Origin of the sequence: Arabiibacter massiliensis (assembly GCF_902386925.1) — a bacterium.
In the GTDB taxonomy this organism is placed as follows: domain Bacteria; phylum Actinomycetota; class Coriobacteriia; order Coriobacteriales; family Eggerthellaceae; genus Arabiibacter; species Arabiibacter massiliensis.
The window spans coordinates 1,256,142-1,272,580 of record NZ_LR698996.1; the positions used below are offsets into that span (position 1 = coordinate 1,256,142).

A 16,439-nucleotide genomic window follows, 5' to 3' on the forward strand; every position below is an offset into this window, starting at 1 on the left:
TGCCTTTACGCCGAGGGAGCGAACTGCAGCTTGAAAGCCTCGATCGCAGCGTTGAGGTCGGTTTCGATGGCGTCGGTAAACTTACGCTCCTTCGTGAGCGCCTCGAAGATCTCCGGCTTGGAAGCGTGGAGGCTCTCCAAGAGCTCGCCGCGGAAGCGCACCACGTCGGCAACCGGGATGTCGTCGATGAAGCCCTTGTTGCCGGCGTAGATGGCAACGGCCTGGTCCATGACGGGCATCGGGTTGTAGCGGCCCTGCTTCAAGAGCTCGGTCATGTGCGCGCCGCGGTTCAGCTGGTCCTGCGTGGCCTTGTCCAGGTCGCTGCCGAACTGCGTGAACGCCTTGAGCTCGCGGTAGGCGGCCAAGTCGAGGCGCAGCGTGCCGGCAACCTGCTTCATGGCCTTCACCTGGGCGGAGCCGCCCACGCGCGACACGGAGATGCCGACGTCCACAGCGGGGCGCTGGCCCTGGAAGAACAGGTCGGTCTGCAGGTAGATCTGGCCGTCGGTGATGGAGATGACGTTGGTGGGGATGTAGGCGGACACGTCGCCGGCCTGCGTCTCGATCATCGGCAGAGCCGTGAGCGAGCCCGCGCCCATCTCGTCGGACATCTTGACCGCGCGCTCGAGCAGGCGGGAGTGCAGGTAGAAGATGTCGCCCGGGTACGCCTCGCGTCCCGGCGGGCGGCGCAGCGTCAGCGACATCTGGCGGTAGGCCACGGCCTGCTTGGTCAGGTCGTCGTAGATGCACAGCACGTGGCGGCCCGGGTTCTCGGGGCCGGCCGGCTGGCCGTCCTCGCCGGTGTAGATGAAGTACTCGCCCATGGCGGCGCCCGCCATCGGGGCGATGTACTGCAGCGGCGCGGAATCGGAGGCCGAGGCGTTCACGATGATGGTGTAATCCATCGCGCCGTGCTTCTCGAGCGTCTCCACCAGGCCCGCCACCGTAGAGGCCTTCTGGCCCACGGCGACGTAGATGCAGATCATGTCCTGGCCCTTTTGGTTGATGATCGTGTCGACCGCGATGGACGTCTTGCCCGTCTGGCGATCGCCGATGATCAGCTCGCGCTGGCCGCGGCCGATCGGGATCATCGAGTCAACGGCCAGGATGCCGGTCTGCATGGGCTCCTCGACCGGCTGGCGGTAGATGACGCCGGGGGCCTTGAACTCCACCGGGCGCATGCCGTCGGCCTGGATGGGGCCCTTGCCGTCGATCGGCACGCCGAGCGGGTTCACCACGCGGCCGAGCAGGCCTTTGCCCGAGGGCACCTCCACCAGGCGGCCAGTCGTCTTGACCTGGTCGTTCTCCTTGATTGCGGTGACATCGCCGAGCAGTACGGCGCCGACTTCGTCCTCTTCGAGGTTCTGGGCCATGCCGTACACGGTCTGGCCGTTGGAGCCGACGAACTCGAGGAGCTCGCCCGCCATGGCGTCTTTCAAGCCGTCGACGCGCGCGATGCCGTCGCCGACTTGGACGACGGTACCGACTTCGCGAGATTCGACGCTCATGTTGAGCGCGTCGAGCTGCTGGCGCAGTGCCTCGTCAATAGACTTTGCGGTGATTTCAGTCACTAGCATTCACCTCCATCTGTTGATAGTTTGAGCACGTTGCGAGCGTTTTCCAGCTGCGACAGGACGCTTGCGTCGATTCGCTTGCCGTTCGCACTCATCAGTATGCCGCCGATCAGGGACGTGTCGATGTGCTCGCGCAGAACGACGTTGGTTCCCAGATCGGCTTGCGTCTTCTTTACAATGACCTCGCGCAGATGATCGTCAAGCTCGACGACGGTCGTGACGTCGACGACGGTGACGTTCAGCTTGCGTTCGAGCTGCTCCCCGTAGCTGGCCCATACGCGCGACAGCAACGCGAAGTCCCCGCGCTCGGCCATGACGGCCAGAACGTCGACGAGGACCGGAAGGCAGTGCGCGAACACGTTGCGCGCCAGCTCGTTCCTCTGCTCGGGCGTATAGGAGCTGTCCTCCAGGGAGCTGGAGAGTTCCATGTTCGAACGCGCTATGCGCATGACGCGCTCGGCTTGGTCGCGCACTTCGAGCACGGCGTCCTGACCGCCTGCCTCGTATGCGCCGTCCAGCAGGACCGACGCATACATCGCGACCTTCTCCTTGAGAACATGGCGGTTAGTTGGCATTGAAACTGCCCGCCTCGTTCACGTAGCGCTCGATGATCTTGCGGTGCTCGTCGTCGTTCAGGTCCTCGCCCACCAGGCGGGACGCGACGGCGACGGACAGGTCGGCCACGGAGCCCTGAAGCTCGGCGATGGCCCCCTTCTTCTCCGCCTCGATGGCGGCGTGCGCCTTCTCGATCATCGCGGCGGCCTCGGTCTGCGCCTTCTCGGTGATGTCGGCCTTCACGGCCTCGCCGGTCTTCTTGGCGTCGGCGACGATCTGCGCGGCCTGGCCCTTCGCCTCTTCCAGCTGGCGCTTGTACTCCTCGAGCACGCGCTCGCTTTCGATACGGGCCTGCTCGGACTTCTCGAGGGAGTCCTTGATGAGCTCCTCGCGCTTCTCCAGCATGCCCTCGAACTTCGGCCAGCCGAACTTGAGCAGCACGACGGCGATCACGATGAACCCGATGAGCATGGGGATGAACTCCGCCATGTCCGGCAGGATCGCCGAGATGCCGGCCGACTCGCCTTCTGACGCGAACGCGAGCGCGGGGGAAGCGAGCGTCAAGCCGCCTGCGGCGACCGCGCCGAACCCGATGCGGGTCCCCGTTCTTCTCGCTTGTTCTTTCACGTGTAAACCTCCTTACAGCCTCATGCGGCGTTTTTCCGATGAAGGCTCAGGTTACACGATGAAGGCGAGCACGAAGCCGATGAGGGCGAGGGCCTCGGCGAGAGCGGCGCCGATGATGAAGTTGGTGAACAGACGGCCCTGCAGTTCAGGCTGGCGCGCGGTGGCCATGCAGCAGCCGTAGCAGGCGATGCCGATGCCCAGACCGGGGCCGAACGTGGCCAGGCCGTAGCCCACGAGCTTCAAGGCAGCGAGTGTAATTTCCACAGTGTCCTCCTTTTGCCGTCTCCGGGCTCTTCCCGAAGACTCCAGTTGTTACTATGTTCATCCGGCGGTGGATGGCGCCGGTGAAACCCAAGGGGTGGTGCGGCTTAGTGCTCGGACGTGGCCAGCGAGATGTACACCGCCGAAAGGATGGTGAACACGTAGGCCTGAAGGAAGGCGACGAGCACCTCGAGCGCGTACATGGCGATGAGGAACAGAAGCCACGCGACCGAGACGCCGCCGTAGATGGCGCCGGCGCCCTGGATGGCGGCGCCGATGAAGACGCTCGCGGCCAGCGCGAAGATGCCGAGCACCATGTGGCCGGCGAACATGTTGCCGTAGAGTCGCACGGCAAGCGTGAGCGCGCGCAGCACCATGGAGAGGAATTCGAAGAACCAGATGACGGGCACCATGACCTTCGGCAGTCCCGACGGGGCGATGGACTTGATGTAGCCCCAGCCGCCGTGGGCCTTCACGCCCCAGTAGTTGAAGTAGACGAACGAGATGATGGCGAGCGCCCAGGTGACGCTGATGGAGCCCGTGGGCGTCTTGCACCCGGGGATGAGCCCCACGAAGTTCGAGATGAGGATGAAGAAGAACAGCGTGGCCAGGAAGGGCACGTGGCGCTTGAAGCCCTGCCCGATGGCGCTCTCGCCCATGTCGCGGCGCACGAACTCGTAGCCGTACTCGACCATGCTCGTGAACTTGTTGGACGGGACGAGGGTGAGGCGCTTGCTGGCCGCGAGGATCACGATGAGCGTGATGGCGAGGCAGATGATCATCCAGAAAATGTACTGGGTCAGCCCGAAGCCGCCGCCGCCGAACACGAATGCCGGATCGAACGACGCCTGGAGATGAGGAATCTCCTCCGCAAGGGTATCAAGAGGGTTCACGTGTCTTACCTTTCCATCTTCACTTACGCACCAGTTTCACCACGCCGTAGCCGATGGCGGCAGCCGCGAGCGCGGCGACCTCGGCCAGGACGAAGGGCAGTACGAGATCGCGCGCCACCACGATGCAGACGATTGCAGAAACGAAGATCACGATGAACGATAGCAGCACGCCCAACAGCAGGGCCCCCGCATGCCCGAGGTTGCTGGTATCGGTCACCCGTCTCGTCATGCGCAGCCCGGCGAGCAGAGGGAGAAATCCCGCGATGCCGGCCAACGCCCCTAAAACGATCGCTCCTACCATGACCTGCTTTCCGTGTGTGACCGCGCATCCCTGCGCATCTAAATCAAGCCGCTCTGTATGATAACGGAAGTTCTCGCCCGACTTACGACAAGGTAACAAATTCCTACAAAATTCGGGCGAGTGGACGAATAAGACGGCCAAAAAACTGCATAAAGCGAGCAGCGGGCTCGCCTCAAACCGCATATTTTCGTCGAACGGCGCTGTTTTGGCGGGTTATCGATATGCGACCCGGATAATCGCAGTAAGCGGCCAGGCCATACAGGCGAGCGGCTGCGGGCGCGGCGCGGCAGTTCGGCGGGCTAGCCTTCGAAGACGCGCAGCTTCATGCCGGCTTCCTGGAGCATGGACATGGCCAGCTCGTCGGGGTACGGGTTCTGGTAGACGATCTCCTCGATGCCGGCGTTGATGAGCATCTTGGCGCACACCACGCACGGCTGGGTGTTGATGTAGATGGACGCGCCCGTGATGTTGATGCCGTAGCGCGCCGCCTGGATGATGGCGTTCTGCTCGGCGTGCAGGCCGCGGCAGATCTCGTGGCGCTGGCCGCTGGGCACGCCGAGCTCCTGGCGCAGACAGCCCGTCTCGGAGCAGTGGCGCAGGCCCGTGGGCACGCCGTTGTAGCCCGTGGCCAGGATGCGGCGGTCCTTCACGATGACGGCCCCCACCCCGCGGCGCATGCAGGTGGTGCGCGTGGCGACTTCGTTCGCCAGCTTCATGAAATACTCGTCCCAGCTGGGACGGTGGTCGATGTGCTCGGTCATGGTGCTTCCTTTCAACCTGCGAGACCGGAGGGGACGGCCCGCGCGACGCCCAGTCGCTCGGACAGTCCTCGCTTCGCTGCGGAACTCGCTTGGTGGACGTCGCGCGGGCCGTCCCCTCCTTGGCGCTGTTGCGGGATGCGCCGGAGTCGCGCAGAGCGCTCTCCGGCTCGGGGAATTTCATGGATCTGCTCTCCCGTTTAAGGGAGGGGTTCAACCTGGGCGAGCGTGCTACTTCGTGCCGAAGATGCGGTCGCCGGCGTCGCCGAGGCCGGGGACTATGTAGGCGTGGTCGTTCAGGCACTCGTCGATGGCGCAGGTGTAGATCTGGACGTCCGGGTCGGCGGCGAGAACGGTCTCGATGCCGACGGGGGCGGCCACGAGCACCACCAGCTTCACGTTCTTCACGCCCTGCTCGCGCAGGTAGTGGATGGCCGCGGTGGCCGAGCCGCCGGTGGCCAGCATCGGGTCCACCACGAGCACGTCGCGCTGGGCGATGCTGTCGGGCAGCTTCGCGTAGTATTCGTGCGGCTCATGCGTCTCGGGGTCGCGGTACATGCCGAGGTGCCCGACGAACGTGGAGGGCATGAGCTCTTGCAGGCCCTCCACCATGCCGAGGCCCGCGCGCAGGATGGGCACGATCACCATCTTCTTGCCGGCCACCTGCTTGCACGTGGTCTTGCAGATGGGCGTTTCCACCTCCACGTCCTCGAGGGCCAGATCGCGCGTGGCCTCGTAGCCCTCGAACATGGCCAGCTCGCGCACGAGGGCGCGGAAGTCCTTCGACGAGGTGGCCTTGTTGCGCAGCTTCGACAGCTTGTGCTGCACCATGGGATGGTCGACGACGGTGACGCGGTCGTAGTGCTTGGTCATGGGCGGGCCCTCCTTAGTAGTCCAGCTCGGGGTACAGCGGGTGGGCGGCGAGCAGGGCGTCCACCTTCGTGCGGATGTCGGCGAGCTTGGCGTCGCTTTCGGCGTTGAACACCGTGGCGGCGATGAGCTGGCCCACCTCGTAGAAGTCATCGGCCGTGAAGCCGCGTGTGGTGGCCGCGGCGGAGCCCACGCGGATGCCGCTCGTGACGAAGGGGCTGCGCGGCTCGTTGGGGATGGAGTTCTTGTTCACCGTGAGGCCGACGCTCTCCAAGAGCTTCTCGGCGTCCTTGCCGGTGACGTCGGCGGGCGTGAGGTCCACGAGGCACAGGTGGTTGTCGGTGCCGCCCGACACGAGGCGCAGGCCGCCGTCCATCATGCCCTGGCCGAGGCGCGCGGCGTTCTCCACCACGCGGGCGATGTAGTCCTTGTACGAGGGCTGCGCGGCCTCGTTGAACGCGACGGCCTTGCCGGCGATGACGTGCATGAGCGGGCCGCCCTGAGAGCCGGGGAACACGGCCTTGTCCACGCGCTTGGCGATGTCCTCGTCGTTGCTCAGGATGAAACCGCCGCGCGGGCCGCGCAGGGTCTTGTGGCTGGTGGAGGTGACCACGTCGGCGTGCGGCACGGGGCTGGGGTGCGCGCCCGCGGCCACGAGGCCGGCGATGTGGGCCATGTCCACCATGAAGTACGCGTCCACTTCCTTCGCGATGGCGGCCATGCGCTCGAAGTCGATGATGCGCGGGTAGGCCGACGCGCCGGCCACGATGAGCTTCGGGCGCACCTCCTTGGCGATGCGCTCGACCTCGTCGTAGTCGATGGTCTCGGTCTCGGGGTCCACGCCGTAGCTGGCGAAGCGGTAGTGGCGGCCCGAGAAGTTCACCGGCGAGCCGTGCGTGAGGTGGCCGCCCTCGGCCAGGCTCATGCCGAGCACCGTGTCGCCGAGCTCGATGAGCGCCTCGTACGCGCCCAGGTTCGCGTTCGCGCCGCAGTGGGGCTGCACGTTGGCGAAGCCGGCGCCGAACAGGGCGTAGGCGCGCTCGCGGGCGAGGTCCTCCACGATGTCCACCTTCTCGCAGCCGCCGTAGTAGCGCTTGCGCGGGTAGCCCTCGGCGTACTTGTTCGTGAGCACGCTGCCCACGGCCTCCATGACGGCGGGCGACGTGAAGTTCTCCGACGCGATGAGCTCCACCGAGTCGCGCTCGCGGGCGAGCTCCGCTCGTAGGGCGTCGGCGACGACGGGATCTTGCTCGGGCAGGTAGGTCAAGGGCATGGCGGTTCCTTTCGCTGGACGCAAAGTATGGATGCATGCTAGCACAAACCAGGTCAGGATTGCCGACGCGCCGCCCGAACGGACGGGGAATGCGGATCATCTTAACCGCATGGAAACCTTCAACCGAAAACTCCCCCGATGTCATCCCGAGCGGAGCGACCGAAGGGAGCGTGCGCCTGTCATCCTGAGCGGAGCGACCGAAGGGAGCGCAGTCGAAGGATCCCTACTCGCCTTCGAGGGCGGCGATCTTCTCGACGCGGCCGGCGTGGCGGCCGCCGCCGAAGGCGGTGTTCATGAAGGCGTCGAGGATCTCGCGGTTCACGGCCTCGTCGACGAAGCGACCCGACACGGCGACGACGTTCGCGTCGTTGTGTTCGCGCGCGAGGGCGGCGAACAGCGGGCTCGTCACGTTGGCGGCGCGGATGCCGTCGATCTTGTTGGCGGCCACGGCCATGCCGATGCCCGTGCCGCACACGAGCACGCCGCGCTCGGCAGTGCCGCCCGTCACGTCGCGCGCCACGAGGGCGGCGTAGTCGGGGTAGTCGACGCGGTCGTCGGTGTCCGGGCCGCGGTCGATCACGTCGTGGCCCTGGGCCGCCAGGTAATCGACGAGCGCCTGCTTCTGCTCGAATCCGGCGTGGTCGCTTGCGATGCTGATCTTCATGGTTCGCCTTCCCTTCTTCTCCGTCGCGTCCCAGTATAGAGCATTGCGCGTTGTGGGATAATAGGAGCATCGGTTTCGAGGAGGGAATGCATGGGGATGCGGGAACAACCGGCGACGAGCGTTCGCGGCAAGGCGGGTCTGGCGGCGCTGCCCCGTCTGGTGCGCGAGAATCCGGCATCGCTCTATCTGCCGATCGCGCTCACGGCCACCTGGCAGTACGCGATGGTCAAGATATGGAACCATTTCTGCACCACTCCGGCAGCGTGCCTGTACCTGAGCGAGGGCGCGGTCTGCCTCGTCTTGGCCGCGCTGCTCGCCGCGTTCGGGAGGCGCCTGTCAGGCCGGAGCGTCCCGAAACCCCTCACGTGGGCGCTCGCGGCGCTTTTCTGCCTGGTGCCGCTCGGCGTGGTCGCGATAGGGCCGTTTCCCGGAACCGACCTGGTCATGGGAGCCGTGGGGTCGCTGAGCATGGCATGGTGCTATCTGCGCTGCGGCAAGCTCTACATCGGCCTGGGCTTCCAGCGGGCCATCGTGTGCGTCGTCGTGTCGCTGGTCATAGCCTACCTGGCGAGGATCGCGCTGTTCCTGCTGCCCGACGCCGCCGTCTACCCGCTCGTCTGCTGCGTGCCGCTGGCCTTCGAACCGGCGATCCATAAGGCACGGGCGGCGCGGACGCGGGCGATCGAGCGCGATGGCGGGCCGGCTGAGCGCGACGCGCAGCGCACGAGCGCGAGCTTCCTCGTCGCGCTGGCCCTGGAAGTGACCGCCTTCTGCGTGGTGGCCGGGTTCTTCGGCACGCCTTTGCTGGTGGGCTACAGCTGGCTGCACTGCCTCATCCTCATCGGCATCGTCTCGACCCTGCTGGTGGTGCTGCTTGAACGCGGCCCGGAGGTGCGGCTGAGCCAGCTCTTCGAGCTCGTGCTGCTGTGCTGCCTGTTCGTGTTCGTGGTGCTCTCGTTCACGTCGCACGCAAGCGCGGCGGCCCTGCTCATCATCAACGTACCTCATGCCCTGGTCACCGCGCTCCTGTGGATGCTCCTCGTCGATCTGGAGAACCGGCGCGAGTTCCCGCCCCTCACGGTGTTCATGGCGGGCTGGGGTCTGAGCAACCTCGCCGTAGGTACCGGCCAGCTCGTGTCCGCCTCTGTCATCAGCGCGGGCGACCTGCCGTCCAACTTCATGATCGTGCTGGCGTTCTTCCTGGTGGCGAGCGTGGTGTTCGTCTTCAACAAGTTCACCGCCTACGACGCGTTCTCGTCCTTCGCCCGGGAGGGCGAGCGCGGCAAGGCGCGCATCGACTACTCCCAGGTGGACGAGCGCTGCCTCGCGCTGGGCGAGCGGCACGGCCTGACTCCACGCGAGGTGGAGGTCGTCCAGCTCATCGCCAAGGGGCGCTCGCGGGGCTACATCGCCTCGTCGCTCGTCATCTCCGAGAACACGGTGAAGGGCCACGCCCGCAACGCCTACGGCAAGCTGGGCATCCACGGCAAGCAGGAGCTGCTCACCCTCATCGAGTCGCTGTGAGGCGCGAAAGCCGCCCGGGCCGAGGAGCCGGGGCGGCTTTCGCATAAGGAGCGCGCGGCCCGCAGAGGAGGGAGGGGTCTGCGGCGCTTACGCCTTCGAGATGGCGTCCTTCACGGCCGCCATGAACGCCGTGCTGGTGAGCGTGGCACCGGAGACGGCGTCGACGTCGGCGGTGTTCTTCGCCACGGCCTCGGCGGTGAGGGTCTCGAGGGCCTTGCCGCCGATCTCGGGCGTCTCGCTTTCCGCGACGACTTCGATGGACTTGATGGTGTCGTCGGCGTAGGCCACCTTCACCGTGATGTCGCCGCCCATGCCGCCCGAGCCGACGCCCAGGTACTCGCCGGCGGCCAGAGCAACCTCCGGAGCCTCCTCGGGTTGGGCGTCGCTCGCCGCGCCCGGCTCGTACTTGATGGCGGCCTCGACGGGCTTGGGCGCCTCGAACAGGGGCAGCTCGTCCTTCTCGGCTGCGGCGTTCGTGCCGGCGATCTTGCCGAACACCATGCACTCGGCGAGGTTGCCGCCCGAGTTGTACTGGAAGGGCGTGATGCCGCCCAGCTCGCCGGCGCTGTACAGGTGCGGGATGGGGTTGCCCTGCGTGTCCATAACCTCGGCGTTCTTGTTGCGGCGCGGCCCGCCCTGGGTGTTGAGCACGCACGAGCGGAACTCGGCGGCGTAGTACGCCTGCCCGTCGAAGGAGCGCATGCTCTCGGCCTTGCGGCCGCAGGTGTAGTCGCAGCCCCCTTCGGCGAACGCGTTGAAGTCGGCGACAGTCTGGGCGAAGATGGCCGGGTCCTTGCCCATCTTCTCCGCCAGCTCCTCGGGAGAAGCCGCCTTCAAAAGCTTCGCCTCACGCTCATCGTCGATATAGCCGGCTTCTTTGAGCTCCTGGTACTTCGCCTCGTCGAAGATGAGGAACGGCTCGTAGTTGGCCACGGGGTTGCGCCACACGCCGTGGGAGTACACATGGCCGTGGCGGTGCATGGCGTTCTCGTCGACGAAGCGGCTGCCGTCGTCGCCCACGAGCAGGATGCTGCCGTCGCCGTAGAGCTCGCTGTCGAGAGAGATGAGCGGAGCACGCGGATTCAGCTTCGCCGGCTCGAGCTTGGCGCGCTGGCCCTCTTCCACCGCCCACGCGTTGCCGCTGAGGATGCCGAGCGACTCGTAGGCCTCCATGTGCCAGAGAGCGGCACCCGCCTCGATGCCCATGCGCACGCCGTCGCCGTTGTTGTGCAGCGTGCCGAGCGGGGAGAGGCGCGCGGCGCCCAGGTAGTCCTGGATCATCTCGCGATTGTTCTCGAAGCCGCCGCAGGAGAGCACGACGCCGCGCTTGGCGCGCACGAGCACCGTCTCGCCCTTCTTGTCGATCTCGACGCCCACGACGGTGCGGGACAGCGGGTCCTGCACGAGGCGCACGGCGGGCGACTCGAGCCACACGTCGATGGCGTCGGCGCGGTCGGTGACGTTCTTACGGATGAGCTGCCATAGCGAGCTGTTGTACATACCCGGCGCGGCGTACCACTCAGTGATGGCCTCGCCGCCGTCGTACTCGGGGTACTCGGGGGTGATGGAGGTGCCGTTCTTCCACATGGTGGGCTCTTCGGCACCCAGGTGCTTGAGCAGGTCCTCCATCTGGCAGACGCCGTCGGTGTAGGTGCGCAGCATCTCCTCGTCGTAGTCGAAGTGCCACGCGAGGTTCTGGTAGTAGCGGTAGGTGGCGTCCGGGTCGGTGCCGCTGACGCACATCTGCGCGGCGAAGCGGGTGTTGCCGCCCTCCTCGCCGAGCGGCGCCTTGTCGCACACGAGCACCCGGGCGCCCGCGTCAGCCGCGTACGCCGACGCCACGCCGCCGGCACCGCCGAAGCCCACGACCACCACGTCGTACTCGGCGTTCCAGGCGACCGTGTCGGCGAACGTATAGCCGGCGTCCCCGCCGCTGTTCGCACCCGCGTCCTGGGCCGGTGCCGCGCAGCCGGCGAGGCCCGCAAGCCCGAAGCCCGCCGCGCCGATTCCGGCGACCCCCGCGCCCTTCAAGAAACTCCGTCGAGAATAAGCCTTCGATTCCATGAGAATCTCCCCTTCCTGTTCCGTTCTCGATGTCCGTCGCACCGCTTGCGGGCGACAGGTCGAGGATCGCGCGAAAGGGGGCGCGCGGCCATAGCGCTTTCGGGGTCGTTTCAGGAAAACGCCTGACCCAAACGGGGTTGTTTCAAGGATTTCGAGCCTTCAGCTCATCGTGCGGTGCACGGCGCGGGCCCAGCCTTCGAGGAGCTTGGCGTGGCGGGCGTCCTCCATGCCGGGCTCGTAGGCGTCGTCGTCGGCGCGCAGGGCGCAGAGCGTGTCGACGTCGTCCCAGAAGCCCTCCGCGAGCCCCGCCAGGTAGGCGGCGCCGAGCGCGGTGGTCTCGGTGTTCTTCGGGCGGCGCAGGGGCGTGCGCAGGATGTCGCATTGGAACTGCATGAGGAAGTCGTTGGCCGAGGCGCCGCCGTCCACGTTGAGCACCTTGAGCGGCACGCCGGCGTCGGCCTCCATGGCCACGGCCAGGTCGCGCACCTGGTATGCCAGCGACTCGAGCGCCGCGCGCACGACGTGCTCGCGGCGGGTGCCGCGCGTGAGCCCGTAGATGGCGCCGCGCGCCTCCGCGTCCCAGTACGGCGCGCCGAGGCCGGTGAACGCGGGAACCACGTACACGCCGCCGGTGTCGGGCACGCTGCGGGCCATGGCCGAGGTCTCGGCCATGTCGTCGATGATGCCCAAGTCGTCGCGCAGCCACTGCATGAGCGCGCCGGCCATGAACACGCTGCCCTCGAGCGCGTACTCGGGGCCCGCCGCGCCCGGCGCGGAGGCCGCCACGGTGGTGACCAGGCCGTGCGTGGAGCGGCACGCCTCCCCTCCCGTGTGCATGAGCAAGAAGCACCCGGTGCCGTAGGTGTTCTTCGCCTGGCCGGGCTCGAAGCAGCACTGGCCGAAGAGCGCGGCCTGCTGGTCGCCCGCCACGCCGCGGATGGGCACGCCGGGCACGATGCCGCCGGTGGCCGTCCGCCCGAAGTCGCCTGACGAGGGGCGCACCTCGGGCAGCATGGACGCCGGGATGCCGAACAGGTCGAGTAGCCACGGGTCCCAGCGCATCTCGTGGATGTCGAAGAGCATGGTGCGGCTGGCGTTCGTGACGTCGGTGGCGTGCACCGCGCCGTTCGTGAGCGCCCAGATGAGCCACGTGTCGATGGTGCCGAAGGCCAGCTTGCCGGCCTCGGCCTGCTCGCGCGCGCCCTCCACGTGGTCGAGGATCCACTTGATCTTGCTGGCCGAGAAGTAGGCGTCGGGCACGAGGCCGGTCGTCGCCGTGACGCGCTCGGCCACGGCGGCATCGCCGCAGAGTTCCTCCACGAGCTCGGCCGTGCGGCGGCACTGCCATACGATGGCGTTCGCCACCGGCTCGCCCGTCTCGCGGTTCCACACGACGGTGGTCTCGCGCTGGTTCGTGATGCCGATGCAGGCGAGGTCGGCCGGCCCCAGGCTGTTGGACACGAGCAGCTCGGTGAGCGCGCCGATCTGCGAGGACAGGATGTCGCGCGGGTCGTGCTCCACCCAGCCCGGCTGCGGGTAGATCTGCGGGAACGGGTTCTGCACCGCATCGACCGCGCGTCCCTGCGCGTCGATGAGCATGGCGCGCGACGAGGTGGTGCCCTGGTCGAGCGCTACGACGTAGGCTTTTCGCATGCGTGCTCCTCAATCCAATCGACGATGTCAGTATAAACCTGACGCCGCCCCGGCTCGTTGAGGATTTCGTGGCGCATGCCCTCGTAGAGCTTCGTCTCCACATCCTGCACGCCGACGCGCCGCATGAGGTCGGCGGCGGCCTTCACGCCCTTGCCGCGCGCGCCCACCGGGTCCTCGGCGCCGGCGACGAACAGCAGGGGAAGCTCCTTGGGCACCTTCGCGGCGCAGGAGGCGGTGGCCACCTCGCCCGTGAGGTCGGTGAGCGTCGCATAGCCGCCGACGGAGAACATGGCCCCGCACAGCTCGTCGGCGAGGAAGGCGTCCACGACGGCCGGGTCGGTGGAGAGCCAGTCGTGCGAGGTGCGCGCGCCCTCGATCTGCTTGCCGTAGGCGCCCGCGCCCAGGCCGTCGATGAACGCGCTGCGGTGGTCGGGGCCCTTCGACCTCGCGATGAGTCGCGCGAGCAGGTTGCCGGCGCGCGAGAGCAGCAGCGGCTGCTGGCCCGTGCCGCAGATGACGGCCGCGGCCACGTCCTCGCCGTGGCGGGCCAGGTAGGCGCGCACGATGAAGCTGCCCATGGAGTGGCCGAGCAGGATGTAGGGCGTTTGGCGGGAGTAGCGCGAGGTGACGGTTTTGCGCAGCTCGTGGACGTCCTCTATGAGGATCTCCTTGCCGTCCGGGGGCAGGCAGCCCAGCTTCTCGGGGCTCGGGGCGCTCTTGCCGTGGCCGATATGGTCCTCGGCGCACACGACGAAGCCGTGCGCGACGAGGTGGCGGGCAAACTCGTCGTAGCGCCCGACGTGCTCGGACATGCCGTGGACGATCTGGACGACGCCGCGCGGCGCAGGCGGACGGCGGCCCCGCGTCTGGGCGGGCGCCCAGACGAGCCCCTTGATGGTGGACGCGCCATCGTGCGAGAGAAAGCCGATCGGAGTGACGGATGCCGTTGAGTCCATATGAATCCCCTCCCCAGGTATGTGAGCCTCCATTATACCCGACCCAAGCACGCGGCGCGCCGAGGCCTGCTTTTGCAAAGTCATTGAGTTATGCACCCTCGCGCAGCGGGAAAAGCGCCCTTCCCCTTGGTTCGCGAGAGCGCGCTGCCCTAAAACCCCAGGTCGGATTTTCCGCACCGCGAGGGCGGCCGTCGGAATGGCCGCTTGGAGGGTGCATAACTCGAGCACATTGCAGTTTCGAGGCCTTTTCGCCAACGCAAGGGTGCATAACTCGAGGACTTTGCATCGAGCGTGAGGGAGGAGCCGTGACAAAGGGACGGGACGGCGTCACGGCTCAGGCGAGCGCGTCGATATCGGCTTGGGTGACTGCGCCTTCGCGGAGGATGCGGGGGCGCTCGCCGGTGCAGTCGACGACGGTGGAGGCGAGGCCGCTCTTGTCGTCGTCGGCCCCGTCGGGAACGACGGCGGCAACGCGGGCGACGAGCGCGGGATCGAGGCCCGCGAAGGCGCCCGTGGCCGCTTGGCCCGAGATGTTCGCCGAGGTGGTGGCCAAGGGGCAGCCAGCGGCCTTGATGAGGTCGAGGGCGACCTCGTTGTCGGGCATGCGCAGCCCGATGGTGCCCGCGGCCGATCGGAACGCCTCGGGCACCTCGCCAGCGGCCTGCACGATCAAGGTGAGAGGGCCGGGCCAGTACGCGCGAGCGAGCTTGAGGGCGAGCTCGGGCACATGCGCGCCGAAGCGGTCGAGGTCGTCCACACTGCCCACGAGCCACGAGATGGGCTTGCCGCGGTCGCGCTCCTTCAGGTCGTAGAGCACGTCGGGGCCGGCCGCCGCGCGCACCGACACGCCCAGGCCGTACACGGTTTCCGTGGGGAAGATGACGGCCTCGCCGCGATCGAGCGCGGCCGCGGCCTCTCGCAGAACGCTGGAGGGTGCTGGCATGGGAGGCTCCTAACCCTTGATGGTCGAGGGGCATTGTAGCACGGTCAGACGAGCGCGAACTTGCGCTTGATGCGCTCGAGCTTGGTGCGCCAGGGCACGTAGAGCGCGGCGAGGAACACGACCGTGGCCGCGCCGTGCACGGCATCGAACGGCAGCGCCGCAGCATAGGCGAGCAGCGCAGCCGCCCAGCTGAACGGCTGCACGAACCCGATGACGTGCCAGCCGTTCAGCAGCAGGCCGTAGAGCATCGCCGAGCAGAATCCCCACGCGAACAGCACGGGCCTCCGGTCCAGCCAGCCGCGATCGGCCATGACGCCCGACAGGTAGCCCACGAGCCCCCAGGCGTACATCTGCCACGGCGTCCACGGCCCCTGCCCGAGGAAGAGGTTTGACACGAGCGCCGCGAGCGCGCCCACCAGGAAACCGCTGCGCCGCCCGAACACCGCGCCCGCGAGGATGCAGACGGCGCTCACCGGCTTGAAGCTGGGGAAAGGCGCGAACAGCAAACGTCCGGCGGCGGCCAGCGCGGCGAGCACCGCCGTGGGCATGATCTGGCGCAGGGCCGGTCGCGAGGCCTCGAAGCTGGCGAAGAACACGCCGACGGCGCTGAGCGCCACGGCCACGGTGAGCAGCGCCCCCTGCCCCACCTCGAAGTACGCGCATGCCGCAAGCGCCGCCGGCACGGCGACGAGCGCCGGGACCTCGAGCGCGGCCAGGATGCGGGCGGGCCGGGCGCTCACGAGGCCCCGCCTTGCCAGAGGCGGGCGAACCCGTCCTCGACGGGCCGGTAGAACAGGTTCTCCGCGAAGAAGTCGCACGCGGTTTCGGTGCAGGCGGCCTCGCCGTCGAAGAGCATCGTCACCTCGTCGACCACGAGCGCGGCGAACGTCAGGTCGTGCGTGGCCATGAGCACCGCGGCCCCGGCGTCGGCCCGCTCGCGCAGGACGCGCGCGACCTCGACCTTCGACGGCGCGTCGAGGCCCTTCGTGGGCTCGTCGAGCAGCAGCAGCGCCGGATCGACGAGCAAAAGCTTCGCGAGCGCGAGCTTCTGCTGCTGGCCGCCGGAGAGGTCGAAGGGGTGGGCCTCCTCACGGCCCTCGAGGCCGAAGCGAGCGAGCGCGTGGGCGATCGCGGCGTCGCCGAAGCCGGCCGAGGCCTGCCACTCGCGCAGCTCGTCGAGCACCGTGTCGCATACGAAGAGCGCCTTCGGATCCTGCGGCAGGAGCGCTTGACGGTCGGCCAGGCGGTTTTGCACGCGGCCGCGCTCGGGGCGCATGAGGCCGGCGACCGCACGCAGAAGCGTCGACTTGCCGCAGCCGTTGCCGCCCACGAGCGCATGGATCGCCCCCGCGTGCACGTCGAGGTCCGTGCCGCGCAGCACCCAGTCGTCGCCGCGGCGGTAGCGTACGTGGGCGTCGCGCACGACGACGGCCGGGGCGCCTTCGGCTGCGGCCACGACTTGGTGCCGTGCGGCACGCGCCTCCACGAGCTTTCTCTTATACACATTTCCTAGCCCCCCCGGG

General features: G+C 67.7%; 17 protein-coding genes. 1 reads left to right on the top strand and 16 read right to left on the bottom strand.

Translation table 11 applies throughout. The features are described 5' to 3' along the window. Positions 1-5: 5 nt before the first annotated feature. The 10 genes from atpA to rpiB all read right to left on the bottom strand — a co-directional run bounded on the left by atpA (position 6) and on the right by rpiB (position 7,776). Positions 6-1,577, bottom strand: coding sequence for a F0F1 ATP synthase subunit alpha (atpA, locus tag FX134_RS05500; protein ID WP_172623398.1), 1,572 nt, complete (start codon positions 1,575-1,577; stop codon positions 6-8). Beyond that, positions 1,571-2,149, bottom strand: coding sequence for an ATP synthase F1 subunit delta (gene atpH / locus FX134_RS05505; RefSeq protein WP_080798783.1), 579 nt, complete (start codon positions 2,147-2,149; stop codon positions 1,571-1,573). Before atpH ends, atpA begins: the two co-directional genes overlap by 7 nt. Further along, the gene (atpF, locus tag FX134_RS05510) at positions 2,139-2,756 is read right to left on the bottom strand and encodes a F0F1 ATP synthase subunit B (protein WP_080798785.1); all 618 of its coding nucleotides are present in this window, start codon (positions 2,754-2,756) and stop codon (positions 2,139-2,141) included. The genes atpH and atpF overlap by 11 nt, the downstream gene beginning before the upstream one ends. 51 nt (positions 2,757-2,807) lie before the next feature. Further along, positions 2,808-3,020, bottom strand: a complete 213-nt coding sequence (gene atpE / locus FX134_RS05515) for an ATP synthase F0 subunit C (protein WP_080798788.1) — start codon at positions 3,018-3,020, stop codon at positions 2,808-2,810. A 104-nt stretch (positions 3,021-3,124) separates the two neighbouring features. Further along, the gene (gene atpB, locus FX134_RS05520) at positions 3,125-3,910 is read right to left on the bottom strand and encodes a F0F1 ATP synthase subunit A (protein ID WP_080798791.1); all 786 of its coding nucleotides are present in this window, start codon (positions 3,908-3,910) and stop codon (positions 3,125-3,127) included. A gap of 19 nt (positions 3,911-3,929) precedes the next feature. After that, positions 3,930-4,211: a hypothetical protein gene (locus tag FX134_RS05525; protein ID WP_080798793.1), complete on the bottom strand. Its 282-nt coding sequence runs from the start codon at positions 4,209-4,211 to the stop codon at positions 3,930-3,932. Positions 4,212-4,510: 299 nt separating this feature from the next. Further along, entirely contained in the window at positions 4,511-4,972 is a 462-nt protein-coding gene (locus FX134_RS05530; protein WP_080798796.1) for a deoxycytidylate deaminase, read from the bottom strand. A gap of 228 nt (positions 4,973-5,200) precedes the next feature. After that, the gene (gene upp / locus FX134_RS05535; protein WP_080798800.1) at positions 5,201-5,842 is read right to left on the bottom strand and encodes a uracil phosphoribosyltransferase; all 642 of its coding nucleotides are present in this window, start codon (positions 5,840-5,842) and stop codon (positions 5,201-5,203) included. Positions 5,843-5,855: 13 nt separating this feature from the next. After that, positions 5,856-7,112: a serine hydroxymethyltransferase gene (glyA, locus tag FX134_RS05540; protein ID WP_080798804.1), complete on the bottom strand. Its 1,257-nt coding sequence runs from the start codon at positions 7,110-7,112 to the stop codon at positions 5,856-5,858. Positions 7,113-7,335: 223 nt separating this feature from the next. Continuing rightward, positions 7,336-7,776 carry a ribose 5-phosphate isomerase B gene (gene rpiB / locus FX134_RS05545; protein WP_080798807.1) on the bottom strand — a complete coding sequence of 147 codons (441 nt, stop codon included), beginning with the start codon at positions 7,774-7,776 and terminating at the stop codon, positions 7,336-7,338. 90 nt (positions 7,777-7,866) lie between these two features. On the opposite strand from rpiB, the gene FX134_RS05550 reads away from it, so the two are divergent. Further along, complete coding sequence (locus tag FX134_RS05550) at positions 7,867-9,300, top strand: helix-turn-helix domain-containing protein (protein WP_080798809.1); 1,434 nt, start codon at positions 7,867-7,869, stop codon at positions 9,298-9,300. An 87-nt stretch (positions 9,301-9,387) separates the two neighbouring features. Here FX134_RS05550 and FX134_RS05555 read toward each other — a convergent pair whose 3' ends face one another. The 6 genes from FX134_RS05555 to FX134_RS15050 form a co-directional block, all read right to left on the bottom strand. Continuing rightward, entirely contained in the window at positions 9,388-11,331 is a 1,944-nt protein-coding gene (locus FX134_RS05555; protein WP_172623399.1) for an FAD-binding protein, read from the bottom strand. A gap of 192 nt (positions 11,332-11,523) precedes the next feature. Then, positions 11,524-13,017 (bottom strand): glycerol kinase GlpK, encoded by a 1,494-nt coding sequence (glpK, locus tag FX134_RS05560; protein WP_080798812.1) that lies wholly within the window; start codon positions 13,015-13,017, stop codon positions 11,524-11,526. Further along, positions 12,996-13,973 (bottom strand): alpha/beta hydrolase, encoded by a 978-nt coding sequence (locus FX134_RS05565; RefSeq protein ID WP_080798815.1) that lies wholly within the window; start codon positions 13,971-13,973, stop codon positions 12,996-12,998. Before FX134_RS05565 ends, glpK begins: the two co-directional genes overlap by 22 nt. Positions 13,974-14,307: 334 nt before the next feature. Next, a complete protein-coding gene (locus tag FX134_RS05570) occupies positions 14,308-14,916 on the bottom strand; it encodes an L-threonylcarbamoyladenylate synthase (protein WP_080798818.1) in 609 nt (202 codons plus the stop codon). A gap of 44 nt (positions 14,917-14,960) precedes the next feature. Beyond that, positions 14,961-15,656, bottom strand: coding sequence for an ECF transporter S component (locus tag FX134_RS05575; protein ID WP_080798820.1), 696 nt, complete (start codon positions 15,654-15,656; stop codon positions 14,961-14,963). Continuing rightward, on the bottom strand, positions 15,653-16,420 hold the full coding sequence (locus FX134_RS15050) for an ATP-binding cassette domain-containing protein (RefSeq protein ID WP_232050849.1): 768 nt from the start codon (positions 16,418-16,420) through the stop codon (positions 15,653-15,655). The genes FX134_RS05575 and FX134_RS15050 overlap by 4 nt, the downstream gene beginning before the upstream one ends. Positions 16,421-16,439 lie beyond the last annotated feature (19 nt).

What these genes read in the sequence shown, in the direction of transcription:
- atpA (WP_172623398.1), bottom strand. Translation starts at nt 1,577, where the DNA reads ATGCTAGTGACTGAAATCACCGCAAAGTCTATTGACGAGGCACTGCGC.
- atpH (WP_080798783.1), bottom strand. Translation starts at nt 2,149, where the DNA reads ATGCCAACTAACCGCCATGTTCTCAAGGAGAAGGTCGCGATGTATGCG.
- FX134_RS05525 (WP_080798793.1), bottom strand. Translation starts at nt 4,211, where the DNA reads ATGGTAGGAGCGATCGTTTTAGGGGCGTTGGCCGGCATCGCGGGATTT.
- FX134_RS05530 (WP_080798796.1), bottom strand. Translation starts at nt 4,972, where the DNA reads ATGACCGAGCACATCGACCACCGTCCCAGCTGGGACGAGTATTTCATG.
- upp (WP_080798800.1), bottom strand. Translation starts at nt 5,842, where the DNA reads ATGACCAAGCACTACGACCGCGTCACCGTCGTCGACCATCCCATGGTG.
- glyA (WP_080798804.1), bottom strand. Translation starts at nt 7,112, where the DNA reads ATGCCCTTGACCTACCTGCCCGAGCAAGATCCCGTCGTCGCCGACGCC.
- rpiB (WP_080798807.1), bottom strand. Translation starts at nt 7,776, where the DNA reads ATGAAGATCAGCATCGCAAGCGACCACGCCGGATTCGAGCAGAAGCAG.
- FX134_RS05550 (WP_080798809.1), top strand. Translation starts at nt 7,867, where the DNA reads ATGGGGATGCGGGAACAACCGGCGACGAGCGTTCGCGGCAAGGCGGGT.
- glpK (WP_080798812.1), bottom strand. Translation starts at nt 13,017, where the DNA reads ATGCGAAAAGCCTACGTCGTAGCGCTCGACCAGGGCACCACCTCGTCG.
- FX134_RS05565 (WP_080798815.1), bottom strand. Translation starts at nt 13,973, where the DNA reads ATGGACTCAACGGCATCCGTCACTCCGATCGGCTTTCTCTCGCACGAT.
- FX134_RS05570 (WP_080798818.1), bottom strand. Translation starts at nt 14,916, where the DNA reads ATGCCAGCACCCTCCAGCGTTCTGCGAGAGGCCGCGGCCGCGCTCGAT.